The sequence below is a fragment of the Kitasatospora sp. NPDC036755 genome, assembly GCF_040636595.1.
In the GTDB taxonomy this organism is placed as follows: Bacteria; Actinomycetota; Actinomycetes; order Streptomycetales; family Streptomycetaceae; genus Kitasatospora.
Map to the genome: position 1 here is coordinate 14,757 of NZ_JBEZUT010000063.1, position 17,105 is coordinate 31,861.

General features: G+C 74.2%; 16 protein-coding genes and 2 riboswitches. Of the genes, 12 read left to right on the forward strand and 4 right to left on the reverse strand.

Annotated elements, in window-relative coordinates:
• The first annotated feature begins 18 nt into the window (after positions 1–18).
• From AB0E96_RS12475 to AB0E96_RS12485, 3 genes are all read left to right on the forward strand, one after another.
• Positions 19–378 carry a zinc ribbon domain-containing protein YjdM gene (locus AB0E96_RS12475; protein WP_359821960.1) on the forward strand — a complete coding sequence of 120 codons (360 nt, stop codon included), beginning with the start codon at positions 19–21 and terminating at the stop codon, positions 376–378.
• A 207-nt stretch (positions 379–585) separates the two neighbouring features.
• Positions 586–2,049, forward strand: coding sequence for an MFS transporter (locus AB0E96_RS12480; RefSeq protein ID WP_359821962.1), 1,464 nt, complete (start codon positions 586–588; stop codon positions 2,047–2,049).
• Complete coding sequence (locus AB0E96_RS12485; protein ID WP_359821965.1) at positions 2,049–2,501, forward strand: MarR family transcriptional regulator; 453 nt, start codon at positions 2,049–2,051, stop codon at positions 2,499–2,501. The genes AB0E96_RS12480 and AB0E96_RS12485 overlap by 1 nt, the downstream gene beginning before the upstream one ends.
• 131 nt (positions 2,502–2,632) lie before the next feature.
• Here AB0E96_RS12485 and cobF read toward each other — a convergent pair whose 3' ends face one another.
• Positions 2,633–3,391, reverse strand: a complete 759-nt coding sequence (cobF, locus tag AB0E96_RS12490; RefSeq protein ID WP_359821967.1) for a precorrin-6A synthase (deacetylating) — start codon at positions 3,389–3,391, stop codon at positions 2,633–2,635.
• Positions 3,392–3,538: 147 nt separating this feature from the next.
• Positions 3,539–3,696: riboswitch (cobalamin riboswitch) on the forward strand.
• Positions 3,697–3,894: 198 nt separating this feature from the next.
• Between cobF and AB0E96_RS12495 the strand changes: the two genes are divergently transcribed.
• Both AB0E96_RS12495 and metE read left to right on the forward strand, forming a co-directional pair.
• Entirely contained in the window at positions 3,895–4,389 is a 495-nt protein-coding gene (locus AB0E96_RS12495; protein ID WP_359821970.1) for a hotdog domain-containing protein, read from the forward strand.
• A 146-nt stretch (positions 4,390–4,535) separates the two neighbouring features.
• Positions 4,536–4,693: riboswitch (cobalamin riboswitch) on the forward strand.
• 177 nt (positions 4,694–4,870) lie between these two features.
• Positions 4,871–7,186 carry a 5-methyltetrahydropteroyltriglutamate--homocysteine S-methyltransferase gene (metE, locus tag AB0E96_RS12500; protein ID WP_359821973.1) on the forward strand — a complete coding sequence of 772 codons (2,316 nt, stop codon included), beginning with the start codon at positions 4,871–4,873 and terminating at the stop codon, positions 7,184–7,186.
• A gap of 67 nt (positions 7,187–7,253) precedes the next feature.
• Here the strand turns inward: metE and metF are convergent, their stop codons facing one another.
• Positions 7,254–8,171, reverse strand: a complete 918-nt coding sequence (metF, locus tag AB0E96_RS12505; RefSeq protein WP_359821976.1) for a methylenetetrahydrofolate reductase [NAD(P)H] — start codon at positions 8,169–8,171, stop codon at positions 7,254–7,256.
• A gap of 116 nt (positions 8,172–8,287) precedes the next feature.
• Between metF and folP the strand changes: the two genes are divergently transcribed.
• From folP to AB0E96_RS12520, 3 genes are all read left to right on the forward strand, one after another.
• Positions 8,288–9,229, forward strand: coding sequence for a dihydropteroate synthase (gene folP / locus AB0E96_RS12510; RefSeq protein ID WP_359821978.1), 942 nt, complete (start codon positions 8,288–8,290; stop codon positions 9,227–9,229).
• A 128-nt stretch (positions 9,230–9,357) separates the two neighbouring features.
• Positions 9,358–10,632 (forward strand): tRNA uracil 4-sulfurtransferase ThiI, encoded by a 1,275-nt coding sequence (gene thiI, locus AB0E96_RS12515; RefSeq protein WP_359821981.1) that lies wholly within the window; start codon positions 9,358–9,360, stop codon positions 10,630–10,632.
• 134 nt (positions 10,633–10,766) lie between these two features.
• Complete coding sequence (locus AB0E96_RS12520) at positions 10,767–11,537, forward strand: adenosylcobinamide amidohydrolase (protein WP_359821983.1); 771 nt, start codon at positions 10,767–10,769, stop codon at positions 11,535–11,537.
• Here AB0E96_RS12520 and AB0E96_RS12525 read toward each other — a convergent pair.
• Entirely contained in the window at positions 11,534–12,385 is an 852-nt protein-coding gene (locus AB0E96_RS12525; RefSeq protein WP_359821985.1) for an SDR family oxidoreductase, read from the reverse strand. The two genes, AB0E96_RS12520 and AB0E96_RS12525, sit on opposite strands and share 4 nt — an antisense overlap.
• Positions 12,386–12,454: 69 nt before the next feature.
• Here AB0E96_RS12525 and AB0E96_RS12530 point away from each other — a divergent pair, with 69 nt between their 5' ends.
• Positions 12,455–12,874 carry a MarR family transcriptional regulator gene (locus AB0E96_RS12530; RefSeq protein WP_359821988.1) on the forward strand — a complete coding sequence of 140 codons (420 nt, stop codon included), beginning with the start codon at positions 12,455–12,457 and terminating at the stop codon, positions 12,872–12,874.
• Between the two features lie 219 nt (positions 12,875–13,093).
• Here the strand turns inward: AB0E96_RS12530 and AB0E96_RS12535 are convergent, their stop codons facing one another.
• The gene (locus tag AB0E96_RS12535) at positions 13,094–14,053 is read right to left on the reverse strand and encodes an ABC transporter substrate-binding protein (protein WP_359821990.1); all 960 of its coding nucleotides are present in this window, start codon (positions 14,051–14,053) and stop codon (positions 13,094–13,096) included.
• A 112-nt stretch (positions 14,054–14,165) separates the two neighbouring features.
• Between AB0E96_RS12535 and AB0E96_RS12540 the strand changes: the two genes are divergently transcribed.
• The 3 genes from AB0E96_RS12540 to AB0E96_RS12550 all read left to right on the forward strand — a co-directional run.
• Entirely contained in the window at positions 14,166–15,143 is a 978-nt protein-coding gene (locus AB0E96_RS12540) for an iron ABC transporter permease (RefSeq protein WP_359821992.1), read from the forward strand.
• Positions 15,140–16,246, forward strand: a complete 1,107-nt coding sequence (locus tag AB0E96_RS12545) for an iron ABC transporter permease (RefSeq protein WP_359821995.1) — start codon at positions 15,140–15,142, stop codon at positions 16,244–16,246. Before AB0E96_RS12540 ends, AB0E96_RS12545 begins: the two co-directional genes overlap by 4 nt.
• Positions 16,243–17,105, forward strand: an 863-nt coding sequence (locus AB0E96_RS12550; RefSeq protein WP_359821997.1) for an ABC transporter ATP-binding protein, incomplete at its 3' end; no start/stop codon positions are given. The genes AB0E96_RS12545 and AB0E96_RS12550, both read left to right, overlap by 4 nt.

Here is a 17,105-nt window from a genome sequence, read left to right on the forward strand (position 1 = left end):
CCTGGATAATCTGAGCTCATGAGCGACAACCTTCCCCCGTGCCCGCAGTGCTCCAGCGAGTACACCTATGAGATGAACGCCCTCATGGTCTGCCCCGAGTGCGCCCACGAGTGGGTGCCCGGCGGCGCCGACCAGGCGGCCGGAGCGCCGGCCGGCGAGCGGGTCGTCAAGGACGCGGTCGGCAACGTGCTGAGCGACGGCGACACCGTGACGGTGGTCAAGGCGCTGAAGGTCAAGGGCAGCGTCTCCGGCATCAAGGCCGGCACCAAGGTGCGCAACATCCGCCTGGTGGACGGCGTGGACGGGCACGACATCGACTGCCGGATCGAGGGCTTCGGCGCCATGCAGCTCAAGTCCAGCGTGGTCAAGAAGGCCTGACCCCCGCGGGCCCGTACGGCCGCGCCCCGCCGAGGAGATCGGCGGGGCGCGGCCGTTGTGCTGTCCGGGGGCGGTCGGGGTGGCCGGGGATGTCGGGGTCGGGGGAGGCCGGGGAGGCCGGGGTCGGGGCCGGGGTGGAGTGGTCTCCCGAATTAGTTATATGCTCACAATCATTACAACAACACAAGTAAATCTGGAGCGTTCGTCATGCCCGATGCCGCTCGACCGCGGCCCTGGCTCGTGCTCGCCATCTGCTGCATGAGCCTGCTGATCGTCAGCCTCGACAACACCATCCTGAACGTGGCCCTGCCCGCCATCCGTCGCGACCTGGACACCTCGGTGTCCGGACTGCAGTGGACGATCGACGCCTACACCCTGGTCCTGGCCAGCCTGCTGATGCTCGCCGGATCGACCGCCGACCGGATCGGCCGCCGCCGGGTGTTCCGGATCGGCCTGGTGGTGTTCACCGGGGCCTCCCTGCTGTGCAGCCTGGCTCCCGGGCTCGGCTGGCTGATCGCCGCGCGGATGCTCCAGGCGGTCGGCGGATCGATGCTCAACCCCGTCGCCATGTCGATCATCAGCAACACCTTCACCGACTCCCGGCAGCGCGCCCGCGCGATCGGCGTCTGGAGCGGCGTGGTGGGCATCAGCATGGCCGCCGGGCCGATCATCGGCGGGGCGCTGGTGGAGTCGGCCGGGTGGCGGGCGATCTTCTGGATCAACGTCCCGATCGGCCTGGCCGCGCTCTTCCTCACCACCCGCTACGTGCCGGAGTCGCGGGCGGCCCGCACCCGCCGGGTGGACCCGGTCGGCCAGTCGCTGGTCGTCGTGCTGCTCGCCGCCCTCACCTACGCGATCATCGAGTCGCCGGAGCGCGGCTGGACCTCGCCCGTGGTGCTCGGCTGCGCGGCGGCCGCGCTGGGAGCGCTGCTGGGCCTGCTGTGGTACGAACCCCGGCGCGCCGACCCGCTGATCGACCTGCGGTTCTTTCGCTCCGCGCCGTTCTCCGGCGCCACCGTGATCGCGGTCGCCGCCTTCGCCGGCCTCGGCGGCTTCCTGTTCCTCGGCTCCCTGTACCTCCAGGAGGTCCGCGGACTCGACCCGCTGCACGCCGGGCTATTCATGCTGCCGATGGCGGTCATGTCGCTGCTCGCCGCGCCGCTGTCCGGTCGGATGGTGGCCACCCGGGGGCCGCGCACACCGCTGCTGCTGGCGGGGGCCGCGCTGACCGCGAGCGCCCTGCTCCAGGCGGTCGGCTACTCCGAGCACCTGCCGACCGGTCTGCTGGTCCTCGCCTTCCTGCTCTTCGGCACCGGCTTCGGCCTGGTCAACGCGCCCATCACCAACACCGCCGTCTCCGGGATGCCCCGCGCGCAGGCCGGGGTGGCGGCGGCCGTGGCCTCCACCAGCCGGCAGGTCGGCCAGTCCCTGGGCGTCGCGGTGACCGGCGCCCTGATGGCCGGGACCGTCCTCACGGACCCGGTGGCCTTCACCGGGGCGGCGCGGACGGCGTGGTGGATCATCGTCGGCTGCGGGGCCGCCGTACTGATCGCCGGTACGCTCACTTCCGGCCGCTGGGCCCGGGCGACGGCCGAGCGCACGGCACAGCGGCTCGCCGCCGAGGAGGCGGTCGAGGAGAACGAGCGGACGAAGGAGACGGTGGGCACCTGATGGAGCGCCTTGACACCGGCGGGCACCCGGAGGTGAGCGAGGCCGACGCCGGGGCGGCGGCCCGGGTCTGGCAGGGGATGTACGCACTCGTGCTGGAGCGCCACGACCGCCGCAGGATCGTCGCCGACGCCCTCGGCATGAGCTTCAGCCGCGTCAGGGCGCTGCGCCGGCTCGCCGCCGGCCCGATCACCCTGCGGGAGCTGGCCGAGCGGCTGACCGCCGACCCGCCGTACACCACCGTCATCGTGGACGACCTGGTGCGGCGCGGCCTCGCCGAACGCATCACCAATCCGGCCGACCGGCGCTCCAAGCTGGTCCACCTCACCGAGGAGGGCGAGGCGAAGGCGGCGCTCGCCACCGGGATCCTCACCACCCCGCCGGACGCGCTGCTCGCGCTGCCGCCGGAGGACATCCACGCGCTCGACCGGGTACTGGCGAAGCTCCTGGGCTGAGGCCCCAGCCGAGGTCACGGTGAGGGGGCATGGCGGCCTTCGCCGAGAAGCGCCCGCCGGAGTTCACCGACCGCTGACGCGCCGCGCCGCCCCGCCGCCCGGGGCGGCGCACCGCGTCACGCTGCCGAGGGTCAGCCGTCCGAGCGCCGGAGCAGGTAGGTGTCCATGATCCAGCCCTTGCGCTCGCGGGACCGCTCGCGCAGCTCGCGGATCCGCGGGGCCGCCTCGGCGAGCGGCCCGGAGACGAGCACCTCGTCGGGGGTGCCGAGGTAGGCGCCGTAGTGGATCTCCAGCCCCCGGGGGTCGATCTCGGTGAAGGCGGCCCGGCCGTCGAGCATCACCACCACGTCGTCCACCCCCGCGGGGAAGCCCTCGGCCAGGCGGCGACCGGTGGTGATCTGCACCGGGCGGCCGACCCTGGTCAGCGTGGTGCGGTGCCGGGCGGCGAGCGCGGAGACGCTGCTGATGCCCGGGAGCACCTCGAACTCGAACGGCACCCCGCCACGGGTGGACACGTCCTCGACCACGGCGATGACGCTGTCGTAGAGCGCGGGGTCGCCCCAGACCAGGAAGGCGCCGCTCTCCTCCGGGCCGAGGTGCTCGGCGAACAGCCGCTCGACCAGATCGGCGCGGCGCACGCGCCAGTCGTCCACGGCGGCGGTGTACGCGGGGGTGGTGCGGTCCCGTTCCGCGTCGGGCACCTCGACCACCCGGTGCCCGGGCAGGCCGTGCTCGGCCAGCATCCGGCGGCGGAGCCTGATCAGGTCCTGCCGCTCCTCGCTCTTGTCGAGGATGAAGAAGACGTCGGTGCGACCGATCGCCTTGACCGCTTGCAGGGTCAGGTGGTCGGGGTCGCCCGCGCCGATGCCGATGACGAAGATGTGCCGCATGGGGGACATTCTGCCGTCCGCCCCGGCGTACGGCCCCGGCGGTCGTGCGTGGACCGACCGAGGAGGTGGGCGGTGGCCGTGAGCTGCGCGGATGGACGTAAGCTGGCCGGGCAGCTGGTTCACCCCGCCCGCCGGGCGGGGTGTCGCAAGAGGGAACCCGGTGGGAATCCGGGACTGCCCCGCAGCGGTGAGCGGGAGCGACCGCCGTCCTGTGCGGCGGGCCCGGACACGGGCCCGGGAGGCTACGGCCGGTAGGTGTCCGTCCCGGTCAGGCCGGGAGGGCGCGCCCGCGAGTCCGAAGACCTGCCGCTGCCCGCGTGCCGTGGTGGCCCGCGGTCCCACCACGACCCCGAGGGCGGGCCGCTGGTGCGGGTGGGCCGTATGCGCACGGCCGCCCGCTCCTTCGCGTGCCCGGCACGGGGCGCGCGACCCACGAAGGAGGGTTCCGTGCAGCGGAACGCCGACCACGACTCCCGCGGCGCCATGACGGGCGGGCCGTCGCTGTGACCAGTCCGTCCGTCCTCTCCCGCACCCCGGCCGACTCCGCGGTGACCCTCGCCCACATCATGAGCGACCACGACACCAACCTCTACGGTTCGGTGCACGGCGGCGTGATGATGAAGCTGATCGACGACGCGGCGGCCGCCGCCGCGGGCCGGCACGCCGGAGTCCCCGCGGTCACCGTCTCGGTCGAGGAGATGTCCTTCCTGGCCCCCGTCCGGGCCGGGGATCTCCTCACCGTCCGGGCCCGGGTGGAGCACGTCGGGCGGACCTCGATGGACGTGGCCGTCGTGGTGACCTCGGAGCGGTGGAACCTCACCGGGCCCGTCACCAGGGTGGCGACGGCGCAGCTGGTCTTCGTCGCGATCGACGCGGACGGGCGGCCGCACCGCGTCCCGGAGCTGGTCGTGGAGGGCTCCTCCGAGGAACGGCGCGACGGTGCGGCGCGGGAGCGGCGGACCGGCCGCACCGGGCCGGAGCGCGAGCCGGTCGAGTAGCCGTCCGGGCAGCCGTTCGGGGTGGCCGTCCGGGGCGCTCCGTCTCACGATGCAGACGGCTTTCGAGATTTCCGCCTCCGCGGTGGCGTTCTGCCCCTAAGCTGGCCACGCAGCTGGTTCGCCCCGCCCGCCAGGCGGGGTGTCGCAAGAGGGAACCCGGTGGGAATCCGGGACTGCCCCGCAGCGGTGAGTGGGAACGACCGCCGTCATACGCACTGGACCCGGGACGGGTCTGGGAAGCGACGGCCAGTAGGTGTCCGCCCCGGTTTCGACCGGGTGGGCGCGCCCGCGAGTCCGAAGACCTGCCACTGCCCGCGCGCGACCGTTCGCGTGCGGCCATCCGGTGACCTCGTGGGCGGGTCGGCGACCATACCAGGCGGAGCCGTGCACGGGCACGGGTGTCCGTCCGGTTCGTCCTCCCTTCGCGTCCTCGTGCCGCCACCGGTGCACTTGAGGATTCAGGCTCGCGAAGGAGAGTCCCTTGACAGCGAAGTCCGCAGCCGCGGCGTCCGTGGCCACCGCGTACGGCTACCCCCGGCAGGGCCGTAACCGTGAACTGAAGAAGGCGATCGAGGGCTACTGGAAGGGCACGGTCACGGCCGAGGCGCTGCTGTCGACCGCGGCCGACCTGCGCCGGACCAACTGGGCCCAGCTCGCCGGGGCGGGGGTCGGGGAGGTCCCGACCGGTGACTTCTCGTTCTACGACCACGTGCTGGACACCAGCGTGGCGGTCGGCGCGATCCCGCCGCGCCACCGGGAGGCGGTCGACGCCGACCCGCTGGACGGGTACTTCGCGATGGCGCGCGGCAACCAGGACGTCGCACCGCTCGAGATGACCAAGTGGTTCGACACCAACTACCACTACCTGGTGCCGGAGTTGGGCCCGGACACGGTGTTCGCCGCGAACCCGGCCAAGGCGGTCGGCGAGTTCGCGGAGGCCGTAGCACTCGGCCACGCCGCCCGTCCGGTGCTGGTCGGCCCGGTGACCTACCTGTTGCTGGCCAAGCCTGCCCCCGGGGTGGCCGAGGACTTCCAGCCGATCACGCTGCTGGACCGGCTGCTGCCGGTCTACGCCGAGCTGCTCGCGGCGCTCAGGGCCGAGGGGGCTGAGTGGGTGCAGCTGGACGAGCCCGCGCTGGTCCAGGACCGCACCCCGGCCGAGCTGAACACCGCCGCGCGCGCCTACCGTGAGCTCGGCGCCCTCACCGAGCGGCCCAAGCTGCTGGTCGCGAGCTACTTCGACCGGCTCGGCGAGGCACTGTCGGTGCTGGCCAAGGCCCCGGTGGAGGGCTTGGCGCTGGACTTCACCGGCCCGGCCGCCGCCAACCTGGAGGACCTGGCCGCCGTCGGCGGGCTGCCCGGCAAGCGGCTGGTCGCCGGGGTGATCGACGGGCGCAACATCTGGATCAACGACCTGGAGAAGTCGCTGTCCACGCTGGCGACCCTGCTGGGCCTCGCCGACACCGTCGACGTCGCGCCGTCCTGCTCCCTGCTGCACGTCCCGATCGACGCCGCCGCCGAACGGGAGCTGGACCCGCAGATCGCCCGCTGGCTCGCCTTCGCCCGGCAGAAGGCCGGCGAGGCGGCGCTGCTCGCCCGCGGCCTGCGCGAGGGCACCGGCGCGATCACCGCCGAGCTCGCCGCCAACCGCGCCGACCTCGCCTCCCGCGCCAACTCCCCGATCACCCACGACCCGGCGGTGCGCGCCCGGGCGGCCGCCGTCACCGCCGAGGACACCCGCCGCGCCCAGGCCTACCCGCAGCGGGCCGAGGCCCAGCGCGCCCGGCTCGGCCTTCCGCTGCTGCCGACCACCACCATCGGCTCCTTCCCGCAGACCACCGAACTGCGCACCGCCCGCGCCGACCTGACGGCCGGACGGATCGACGCCGCGGCCTACCGGGAGCGGATGGAGAGCGAGGTCCGCGAAGTCATCGCGTACCAGGAGAAGGCCGGCCTGGACGTCCTGGTACACGGCGAGCCCGAGCGCAACGACATGGTCCAGTACTTCGCCGAGCAGCTCACCGGCTACCTCGCCACCCGGCACGGCTGGGTGCAGTCGTACGGCACCCGGTACGTGCGCCCGCCGGTGCTGGCCGGCGACATCTCCCGCCCGCACCCGATGACCACCGAGTGGTTCGTCTACGCGCAGCACCTGACCGACCGCCCGGTCAAGGGCATGCTGACCGGTCCGGTCACCATGCTCGCCTGGTCCTTCGTCCGCGACGACCAGCCGCCGGCCGACACCGCCCGGCAGGTGGCCCTCGCCCTGCGCGACGAGGTCACCGACCTGGAGGCGGCCGGCGCGGCCGTGGTCCAGGTGGACGAGCCGGCCCTGCGCGAGACCCTCCCGCTGCGGGCCGCCGCCCGCCCGGCGTACCTGGACTGGGCCACCGAGGCCTTCCGGCTGGCCACCTCCGGGGTGCGGGCCGACACCCAGATCCACACCCACATGTGCTACGCCGAGTTCGGTGCGATCATGACCGCGATCGACGACCTCGACGCGGACGTCATCTCCCTGGAGGCGACCCGCTCGCACATGGAGGTGGCCGGCGAGCTGGCCGCGGCGGGCTACCCGCGCGAGGTCGGCCCGGGCGTCTGGGACATCCACTCGCCGCGCGTCCCCAGCACCGAGGAGGCCGTCTCCCTGCTGCGCGCGGGTCTGGCGGCGATCCCGGCGGAGCGGCTGTGGGTCAACCCGGACTGCGGGCTGAAGACCCGCGGCTGGACGGAGACCCGGGCCTCGCTGGAGAGCCTGGTCGGCGCGGCCCGGGTGCTGCGCGCGGAACTGGCCGGCTGACGGAGGCCGGATTCCGGGAGTCGGAGCGGGCGCGGCGAGGCCGCCGCGCCCGCTCCCGTCGGATGGCTCAGCCGGACTCGGGCAGGCCGAGGTTCTGGTAGATCTCCGTCGTGACCGTGGAGAAGTTCATGGTCATGAAATGCAGACCGGGGACCCCTTCGGACAGCAGTCGCCGGCACATCGCGGTGGCGTACTCGATTCCGATCGCCCGGACCGCCCGGGGGTCGTCCCGGTGTTCCAGCATGCGCTCGGAGAATTCCGAGGGAATGGCCGCGGTGGTCAGCGTGGGAATCCGCCGGAGTGACCGGATCGTGGTCACCGGCATGATCTCCGGAATGATCGGAACGGCGCAGCCGGCGGATTCCAGTCGGTCCCGGAAATGGAGGTAGCTGTCGGTCTCGAAGAACATTTGGGTGATCGCGTAGTCGGCGCCCGCCCGGCACTTGGCGATGAAATGGCCGATCTCGGAATCCCAGTCGGGGGAGCGCGGGTGCATTTCCGGGAACGCGGCCACGCCGACGCAGAACTCCCCGGACTCCTTGATCAGCCGCACCAGGTCGGCCGCGTACTCCACCCCGTCCGGGTGGCGGACCCAGGGGCCCAGCGGGTCGCCCGGGGGATCGCCGCGCAGCGCCAGGATGTTGCGGACGCCCTGGTCGGCGTAGTGGCCGAGGATGTTCCGCAGCTCGGCGACGCTGTGGCCGACGGCGGTCAGGTGGGCGGCCGGGGTCAGGGTGGTCTCCTGCGCGATGCGCCCGGTGACGTTCACCGTCCGCTCCCGGGTCGACCCGCCGGCGCCGTACGTCACCGAGACGAAGGTGGGGGAAAGGGCCTCCAGGCGCCGGATCGCGTTCCACAGGCCGGCTTCCGCTTCGGCGCTCCTGGGCGGCATGAATTCGAACGAGTAGGAACGCCTGCCGGTCGCGAGGAGTTCGCGGATGGAGGCCGCCCGGTCCGTGCGCGTGGTGGGGATTCCGAGTGTCATGGCAGGAGGTTATCCGGATTGGTGCGGACCAATCCCGGAGTGTCCACTCCGTGATACGGAATTCTCCACCGGGGGTGCCTGGCGGGGGGCCTGGGGCGGGACGGCACAATGGGGACATGAAAAGACCTTCGCAGGCATTGCCGGGACTTCCCGGGTGGGACCGGTGCGCGGTTATGGGAATCGTGAACGTGACACCCGACTCGTTCTCGGACGGCGGGCGCTGGCTGGACCCGGGACGGGCGGTGGACCGGGGCCTGCTGCTGGTGGACCAGGGCGCCGACATCGTGGACGTGGGCGGGGAGTCGACCCGGCCCGGCGCGACCCGGGTCTCCGAGGAGGAGGAACTGCGCCGGGTGCTCCCGGTGGTGCGCGCGCTCGCCGACAAGGGCGTCCTGGTCAGCATCGACACCATGCGCGCCCGGGTCGCCGACGCGGCGGTGGAGGCCGGCGCGCGGATCGTCAACGACGTCAGCGGGGGCCTGGCCGATCCGGACATGGCCCGCGCCGTGGCCGGGACCGGGGTGCCCTTCGTCGTCATGCACTGGCGCGGGCAGTCCGCGGGCATGGACGCGCTGGCCGACTACACCGACGTGGTGGCCGAGGTGATCGGCGAGGTCGCCCGGCAGATGGACGCGGTCGTGTCGGCCGGGGTCGACCCGTCCCAGATCATCGTCGACCCGGGGCTCGGCTTCGCCAAGAGCCGGAGGGACGACTGGGCGCTGCTGGCCTCGCTGGGCGCGTGGAGCGCGCTCGGGCGCCCGGTGCTGGTGGCGGCCTCGCGCAAGCGGTTCCTGGGCGAGCTGCTGGCCGACCCGGACACCGGCGAGGCCCGCCCGGCCCGGGAACGGGACGCGGCCACCGCGGCGGCCGGCGTGCTGGCCGCCGCCCAGGGGGCGTGGGCGGTACGGGTGCACGAGGTCCGCGACACGGCCGACGCCGTCCGGGTCGAGGCCGCGCTGCGGCACGCGGGCCGGGCCCTGCCCGGGCCGACGGCTCCGGGCGTGCCGCCGGCAGGCGCGTTGACGGAGGACGCGCTGACGGCGGGGGCACGGGCGTGAACCGGCCCCAGCACGGGCCCCGCGCGCCCCCTCCGGACCGCCCCGAGGCCCGCTCCGGCCCGTCCGGCACGATGGAGGGGCCGACGACACCGAACGACGACACCGAACGACGACGCTGGGACTTCCGGATGGACCACCCGACCGACGACACCCGCCTGCCCGCCCAGCGCGGCGGCACCGAACCCTACGGCCCCTGCGTGCTGCTCAAGCACGGCGAGGTCGCCCTCAAGGGCCGCAACCGGCGCGCGTTCGTGCAGCGCCTGGAGGACAACCTGCGGGCGGCGCTGCGCGGAGTGGGCGGCTCGACCTGGATCCGCACGCCGCACAGCCTCACCGTGCTCGGCGGGCAGGTGCCGGTCGAGACCCTGGTGGCCAGGGCACGCACCGTGATCGGCTTCAGCTCCGTGGAGCCGGCGCTGCGCGTGCCCAGCACGATGGAGTCGATCGAGGCGAACGGGCTGGAGGTGCTGCGCGCCGCGTGCGCCGGCCGGGCCGCCACCGGCTTCGCGGTGCGCGCCAAGCGGCGCGACAAGGCCTTCCCGCTGACCTCCTCCCAGCTGGAGCGGGAGCTCGGGGCGCTGCTCCAGCCGCGGGTGCCGGGCCTGCGGGTGGACTTGACCGCGCCCGACGTCACCCTGTCCGTCGAGATCGACCGCCGCGAGACCTTCCTGTCCGCCGAGCGCCACCCCGGGCTGAGCGGACTGCCGGTGGGCTCCAGCGGCCGCGCCCTGGTGCTGCTCTCCGGGGGGTACGACTCGCCGGTGGCCGCGCACCGGGCCATGCGGCGCGGCCTGGCCTGCGACTTCGTGCACTTCAGCGGCGCGCCGTACACCAACCCCGCGTCGGTCTACAAGGCCTACGCGCTGGCCCGCGAGCTCAACCGCTACCAGCCGCCCGGCGCCCTGCACGTCATCGCCCTCGGCAAGGCCCAGAAGCAGCTGGCCGTCGCGGGTGCCGGACGGCTGCAGGTGGTCGCCCAGCGCCGCCTCATGGTCCGCACCGCCTCGGCGCTGGCCGAGGCCACCGGCGCGCAGGCGCTGGTGACCGGCGACAGCCTGGGGCAGGTGGCGAGCCAGACCCTGGCCAACATGGTCGCGGTGGACCAGGCGGCCACCCTGCCGGTGCTGCGCCCGCTGGTCGGCTGGGAGAAGCAGGAGATCATCGACCAGGCGAGGGTGCTCGGCACGGCCGGGATCTCCGTCCTGCCGGACGAGGACTGCTGCAGCCTGCTCGCCCCGCCGGAGGTCACCACCGGGGCGCGGATCGGCCGGCTGCGGGCCGTGGAGCGGCGCCTCGACCTGGACGAGCTGGTCGAGGCGCTGCTGGAGAACGTGCAGGTGATGCGGCCCGGCGAGGAGGAGGACCAGGCACCGTCCGCCGCCACCTGCGCCGTCCCCTCCTGAGCGGCACGGCCCGACGGCCCGGACCCAGGGCCGTCGGGGGAGGAGAGCGGACGGGCCCGGCCGCCGGCGGGGGAGCGGCCGGCGGTCGACCCGGACCGACGGACCAGGGTGGTGTTGTGACCGGTGGAGGGGGAGTGGTCGTGAACGAGGGCGCAGTGCGGGTGGGACGGGCCGTACGGACCGAGGACGGCGCCTGCCGCCACCTGCTGGTGTGGCGGGCCGGGCCCGGCTGGCGGATGGTGAGCAGCGCGGTGCTCGGCGGCGGGCTCGGGGAGCGCGGATGGGTGCTCAACGCCCAGGTGCGGCCGGGCTACGCGCGGATGGATCCGGCCGAGCACCTGGCCGAACTGGCCGCCGCGCAGGGGCTCTCGGGCCCGGGCGTCGGGCTGATGACGGCGGCCGAGGTGGACGACTGCACCCGGGCCGAGGACGGCGGGGTCAGCGCGGTGGTCACCACCGGGATCGGCGTCGCGCTGTGGGCGGCGGACCCGGCCGCGGCGCCGGTGGAGTACCGGCCCGGCACGATCAACATCCTGGCCGTGGTGCCGGCCGCGGTCGCGGACGGGGGCCTGGTCAACCTGCTGGCCACCGCGACCGAGGCCAAGGTCCAGGCCCTGCTGGACGCCGGCTACGACTGCTCGGGCACCCCGTCCGACGCCGTCTGCGTGGCCGTCCGGTCGGCTTCCGACGAGGGGCCCGCCGACCCCTTCGGTGGCCCGCGCTCGTTCTGGGGCACCCGGCTGGCCCGGGCGGTGTACCGGGCGGTGCGGGCCGGCGCCGAGCTGGACCGCGAGCGGCGCGCCCAGGGGCCGCCGGTGCCGCACCCGCGGACGGTGCCCGGCTGCCGCGTCCCGGACGTGCGCGGGCCCGGTGCGGAGGCAGTGGCGGAGACGGTGGCGGGTTAGCCGACCCAGCCGGCGGTCAGGTCCCGCACGGCCGAGCCGTCGAGGTCCCGGAGCTTGATCCCGGCGAAGCCCCGGGCGGCGTCGGAGGTGAGCACCCGGAAGGCGGGCCGCTCGGCGGCCAGCAGGTCGAGGATCCGGGCGGCCACGTCCTCGGCGGCCTGGGCGGAGGCGAAGGCGTCGCGGGTGCGTTCCAGGTAGGCGGCCAGGGCGGGCGCGTACGGCCCGGCCTGTTCGGCCGCGTCGTCCGTGAGGCCCACGTTGGTGACGAACTCGCTGGCCACCGCGCCCGGTTCGACCACGCTGACGGACACCCCGACGGTGGCGGCGACCGGGGCGAGCGACTCCATGAAGCCCTCGACCGCGAACTTGGCGGCGCAGTACGCCTCGTTGAAGGGCTGGCCGACCACGCCGCCGACGCTGGTCACGGTCAGCACCCGGCCGCCGCTCGCCCGCAGCAGGGGCAGGGCGGCCTTGGTGACGTGCAGCACCCCGAAGAAGTTGACCTCCATGACGGCGCGGACGTCGGCCACGCTCTCCTGCTCCAGGGTGCCGACGTGGCCCGCGCCGGCGTTGTTGACCAGCGCGTCCAGCCGTTCGACGCCGGCCAGGCAGGCCTCGACGGAGGCCTGGTCGGTGACGTCCAGCGCCCGGAGGTCGACGGTGACCCCGGCCGCCTCGGCGGCGGCCAGCAGCGGGCCGGCCTTCGCGGTGTTCCGCATGGTGGCGATCACGTGCCAGCCGCCGCGGGCGGCGGCGACGGCGGTGGCCAGGCCGATGCCGGAGGAGGTGCCGGTGATCAGGACGGTCTTGTCGCTCATGGTGTCGGGCTCCAGATAATTACGGATCATAACCAATATGATTCATAACTATGTGGCCCGATAGTTCACCCTGTCAAGCACCTGGCTACCCTGGTGGTCATGCCCCACCCATCGGATGACCTCGCCCAGGAGATCGTCGGACTCTTCGCGGCCGTCAACCGCCGCTACGGCCGGGAGGCCGAGGAGGCCGCGGCGGTCCACGGGCTGACCGCGCTGCAGGCCAAGGCGCTGCTCACCGCCGAGGCCCCGGTCCCGACCCGGCGGATCGCCGAGCGGCTGCACGCGGAGCCGTCCAACGTGACGGTGATCGTCGACCGGCTGGAGTCGCGCGGCCTGGTCGAGCGCAGCGTCGACCCCGTCGACCGCCGGGTCAAACGCGTCGCCGCCACCGCCGCCGGCCGGGAGGTCGCCGCGGACCTGCGCGCCCGGATGCCGTTCGCCGGTGACCCGCTGGCCCGGCTCGGCGCCGAGCAGCGCGAGTCCCTGCGCGATCTCCTCCGGCTGGTCCTGGAGGCATGACAGCCGCCCCCGGACGAGCTGTCCGGGGGCGGCTGTCATGTCGGTGCCGGGCCGCCGCCCATCAGCGGCTTCCGGCTCGAAGTGTCCGCGCCGGCCGCCCCGTCGAGCCGGCAGCCGGAAGGGCCGTCACCGGATTCCTTCCGGTGACGGCCCTTCGTGTCCGTGCGGTCCTGAGTGGGGCCCGTGGACTCTGGGGGGGGAATTCCCCGGCGGGGTCGGTTACTTGGCGGCGAAGGCCTTCTCGATGTCCTCGACGACCTTCTCCGCCGCGATCGGGCCGGAGCTGCTGCTCCACACCTGGCCGTCGACGCCCGTCACCTGGTCGGTGCCGACGGCCTTGAGGCGGGTGAAGGCCTCCTGCTTGCGCGCGGTCTCCAGGGCCTTCTCGCCCTCGGCGTTCAGGGTGGCGACGAAGATCCGGTCGGCGTCGGCCTTGTTGAGGTTCTCCAGGGACAGCGGGTCCGAGTGGGGCTGGGCGCCCAGGCCGTCGGCGATCGGCAGGGTGGCGGCGCCGGCCTTCTTCAGCAGGTCGCCGGGCATGTTGGTGGTGTTCATCACGATCGGGCCGTTGGGCATCCACCGCATCACGACGGCGCTGCCGGTCTTTCCCTCGCCGGCCTTGGCGGCGCGCTTGTCCAGGGCGTCGAGCTTGGCGGTCAGGTCGTCCTTGTGGCCGAGCGCGTCGCCGTACACGGCGAGCACCGCGCGCCAGTCGCCGGCCTTGGGGACGATCGTCGGGGCGACCGCGGAGAGCTTGTCGTACTGCGCCTTCTCGATGCCCGAGGAGGCCAGGATGAGGTCGGGGGTGGCCTTGAGGATCGCCTCGATGTTGGGCTCCTTGACGGTGGCCACCAGCGGGACGGAGTCGGCCTTCAGGTAGGCCGGGGCGGTGGTGCCGCCGCGGCTGGAGCTGGTGCCCACCGGGGTGACGCCGAGTGAGAGGGCGGTGTCCAGCGAGGTGTCGTTGAGGGCGACGACCCGCTTGGCCTCGGCCGGGACCTCGACGGCGCCGAAGGCGGTGTCGATGCTGCGCTTGCCGTCCTTGGCGGCGGTGGAGGAGGAGCCGGAGTCACCCGCGGAGCTGCCGGAACCCGAGGAGCCGCACGCGGTCAGGCCCAGGGCGAGGGCGCCGACGACGGCCGTTCCGAGCAGGGTCTTGGTAAAGCGGGTGCCAAGCATGGGTGTTCTCCGAGGAATGGTAGTTTACGGACGAACCGTTTTTCTGAGGTTAGCCTAACCATACGTAAGGCCATGACGGAGAGGCCCCGGTGTGACATTCCGATCACTCCTCTTGCGCGGACTGTTGCCCGCCGGCGCGATACTGCTGCTCGCCGTACTGGCGAGCCTGCTGCTCGGCGCCGGTGACGTGGGGCCGTCACGAGCGCTCGCCACCCTGCTCGGTGACGGCGACTCCGACTCCCGGTTCACCGTGTTCCACCTGCGCGCCCCGCGCACCGCGGTGGCCCTCGCCGTCGGGCTCGCGCTCGGCGTGGCCGGCACCGTGCTCCAGGCCGCCGCCCGCAACCCGCTGGCCGAGCCCGGCCTGCTCGGCGTCAGCACCGGCGCCTCCTTCGCCGTGGTGATCGCGATCGTGCTCGGCGCCAGCGCCGCCGGCGTCGGCCCCTACGTCGCGGTGCTGGGCGCCGCCGCCGGCTGCCTGCTGGCACTCGGCGCGGCCCGGCTGCGCGGCACCGGCGACGACCCCGTCCGGCTGGTGCTCGCCGGCGCCGCGCTGAGCGGGCTGATGAACGCCGGCTCCTCCGTGCTGCTGCTGTCCGACGCCCGGGCCGCCGACGAGATCCGCTTCTGGACCATCGGTTCGGTGGCCGGCCGCGGCACCGACCAACTGCTGTCGGTGCTGCCCGTCCTGCTGCTCGGTCTGCTGCTGGCGCTGCTCTCCGGCCCGGCGCTGACCGCGCTCAGCCTCGGCGACGACGTCGCCACCGGCCTCGGCCACAAGCCCCGCCGCGCCCGCGCCCTCGCGGTGACCGCTGTCGCACTGCTGGTCGGCGCCGCCACCGCGATCGCCGGGCCGGTCTCCTTCGTCGGCCTGGTGGTGCCCTTCGCCGCCCGGGCCCTGGTCGGCCCGGACCTGCGCCGGCTGCTCGTGGTGTCCGCCCTGCTCGGCCCGGCCGTCGTCCTGCTCGCCGACGTGGCCTCCCGGCTCGTCGCCCGCCCGTACGAGATGCCGCTCGGCGTGATGACCGCCCTGTGCGGCGCCCCCGTCCTGGTCGCCGTCGTCCGCTCGCACAGAATGCCCTCGCTGTGACCGCCACTCTCAACGCCCCGAAGGCCCCGGGCCCCGGCCCGCGCCCGGCCGCGACCCGACGGCCGACCCCACCCGGCACCCGGCTGCTCGTCCTCGGCGGCGACCGCTCGGTGCTCGTCCCCGTCCGGCCGCTGCTCGGCTTCGCCGCCCTGCTGGCCGCCGTGGTCGCGGTGACGGCCGTCTGCCTGGCCGTCGGCGAGACCGACCTGGACCCGGTGACCGCCCTGCGCGCCGCCTTCGGCGACGGCACCGCCCGCGACGTCCTGCTGGTGGAGAAGCTCCGGCTGCCCCGCGCCGAGGCCGCACTGGCCGTCGGCGCCGCCCTCGGCGTCGCGGGCTGCCTGATGCAGACCCTCGCCCAGAACCGGCTGGCCACCCCGGACACCGTCGGCTTCAACGAGGGCGCCACCGCCTTCGCGGTCGCCTCCGTCACCGGCGTCGCCACCCAGCTGCTGCCCTCCGCCGCGGCCCTGGCGGGCGCCGCCACCGCCGCATCGCTCGCCTTCGCCCTCGGCGGCGGGGCCGGCCGCAACGGCTACCGCTTCCTCGTCGTCGGCCTCGGTATCGGCGCGGTCTTCGGCGCGGTGACCAACCTGATGCTCTCCCGCGCCGCCATCGATGCCGCCAACGCCGCCTTCGGCTGGACGGTCGGCACCCTCAACAGCCGGGACGCCGACACCGTCGGCCACCTCGAACTCGGCCTGCTGGTCTGCCTGCCCGCCGCCGTGCTGCTGGGCCGCCGGCTGTCGCTGCTGCGCTTCTCCGACGCCGTCGCCACCGGGCTGGGCGTCCGGGTGCGCGGCCTGCGGATCGGCGTCCTGGCGGTCGCCGTGGTCTGCGCGGGCCTGGCCGTGGCCGTCGCCGGACCGCTCGGCATGATCGCGCTCGCCGCGCCCGAGGCCGCCCGCCGGATCGCCGGACCGCGCTGCGTGCCGGTGCTCACCTCGGCCGCCGCCGGCGCCGCCTTCACCCTGCTCGCCGACCTGATCGGGCGCACCGCGCTGTCGCCGATCGAGGTGCCGGCCGGCCTGGTCACCGCCGTCGTGGGCGGCCCGTACCTGCTCTGGCTGCTGCTCACCACCCGTCCCCGGAGGACCGCATGACCGCCCCCACCGCGACCGCCGCCGACGCCCCGGCCCACCGGCTGGCGACCAGCGCGCTCAGCCTCGGCCACGACCGCACCATCGTGGTGCGCGAGCTGGACCTCGAACTGCCGGAGCGGCAGGTCACCGTCATCGTCGGCCCGAACGGCTGCGGCAAGTCCACCCTGCTCGGCGGCCTCGCCCGGACCATCGCCCCGCGCTCCGGCGCCGTCCTGCTCGACGGCAAGCCGCTGACCTCGCTGTCCACCCGCGCGATCGCCCGGATCATCGGCCTGCTGCCGCAGTCCGCCACCGCCCCGGACGGGCTGACCGTCCGTGACCTGGTCCGCTACGGCCGCCAGCCGCACCAGGGCCTGCTGCGGCAGTGGTCCGCCACCGACGCCGAGGCGGTGGAACACGCCCTCACCGCCGCCGACCTGCACGAACTCGCCGACCGCCCGCTCGACACTCTCTCCGGCGGCCAGCGCCAGCGTGCCTGGATCGCGATGGCCGTCGCCCAGGACACCGACATCCTGATGCTGGACGAACCCACCTCGGCGCTGGACATGGGGCACGCCCTGGAGGTGCTGGAGATGGTGCGCGGACTCACCGAGCGCGGCCGCACCGTCGTCCTCGTCCTGCACGACCTGACCACCGCCTGCCGCTACGCCGACCACATGGTGGCCATGCGGGACGGCCGGGTGGCCGCCCAGGGCGCGCCGCGCGACATCGTCACCCCGGAGCTGGTGCGCGAGCTGTACGGGGTGGAGAGCGCGATCCTCACCGACCCGGTGCACGGCACCCCGGTGAGACCCCCCAGCAGCAGCCCGGCCAGCAGCCGGTGGTCCCTCTCCGAAAGGCGGTCTGATCCGTGGCCATC